The following is a 1324-nucleotide window of genomic DNA, read 5'->3' on the forward strand; positions in this document are numbered from 1 at the left end:
AGCCAGATCGGCGACGCGTCTTCTACGGTACGGGCTTCGCTCTGTTGGGAGCCGCTACCAGCAGAAGCGTCGGGTGAAGCAATTCTCGTCTTTTGCGTTGACACCGACCGGAGCATTCGCCAGCTCAACGACGACCGTGGGCCAACAAGGAAACAGCGGACTCGACCAGTTCTGCCCCCTGAGACCGGTCGGCAAACCCGTAAGTTCTTCCACCGCTCAATCGGCCAGGCGGCGGCTTTTTTTGAGAGGTGGCGTTTGGGCGTCTGGGCCCGGAAGAAGGGCAATGGTGGTACACAAAATGTGGCGAGGACGTTGGAATACAGGACACTTCAACTTTTGCGGTTGGAGAACCTAACCCAAGTGCAGCATGCCTGCTTTGCAGGGTAGGGGATCACTTCTGTACCTGCAAATCGCCACCCAACCAGGCAACCACGCCGAGGCAGTCGAGATCATCTTCGATCCGGCCAAAATCACCAAAGGAGATTCGTTTGGTGCCTTCGAGGGGAAGAACATCAGGACACTTCGCCCGTGCGATAAGATTTAGGCATTTACTCCATAACCTTCGGGTATTTCACACGGTTACGGAGGGAATCTATAGCTTACCAACAGCGCCGTGGCGATCGTCTCGGTTCGAATAAACTCTCGAGGACACTATATGATCGAACGAATGGCCCCTGTCGAGCGGGTTATCCCCACCGTTTCACCGCGACCTGTTCGCGGTACCGACCCCGTGAATAAAGGTTGTGAGAGCAGGAAAGAGCCGCGTGATCCGGTGGCGCACCTGCGTGAAGAAGATAATTCGGCTCGTCATGTGTGATCATATAGCGTCGTCCGGCGGTAAGCGCAAACAGCAAGGGGGCCGTTACTTTTTGCACTATGCGCCAAAGGAGTGCCTTATTTCCGACCTGACCATCGCTGAGGTTCTTGACGATCCTTTAATTCAACTAATGCTTGATGCCGACGGGATATCGTGGAATGCTTTCGCCCAGTTTCTGGAAAGCGCTGCTCGTGTTCTCGCACGACGAAAAGAGACTTCTGCGCGATCGCATACCGAACAGACGCGGTTGCCCGGCTCACATCTGAGGTGCGATGCAAGCCCCCGTTTGCGTCGTCAAATCCCGGAGTAAATTCTATCCTCCTCGGCCATCCCTTAGAGTAGCATGCGCTCTGGCAGTCGACACTATCCGAACGGACAGTCATGCCTGATGCTCAGAGCGGCCTCTCTCTGACCTGCTGTGTTCCGCGCTTGCGAGGCGCGCCGTCGATCCCTAACTGACGACGGTAAGGTAAACGGGCACCTCATGGAGAACTGGCTGACGGATGA

The 1324-nt window shown here is 55.7% G+C and carries 1 protein-coding gene; it reads left to right on the top strand.

Going from position 1 to position 1324, the window contains the following annotated elements; translation table 11 throughout:
- Positions 1-387: hypothetical protein (locus tag G6N73_RS36630; protein WP_206079276.1), on the top strand; the 387-nt coding region annotated here is incomplete at its 5' end.
- Positions 388-1324: the final 937 nt, after the last annotated feature.

The organism is Allomesorhizobium camelthorni (assembly GCF_011045125.1).
Classification (GTDB): domain Bacteria; phylum Pseudomonadota; class Alphaproteobacteria; order Rhizobiales; family Rhizobiaceae; genus Allomesorhizobium; species Allomesorhizobium camelthorni.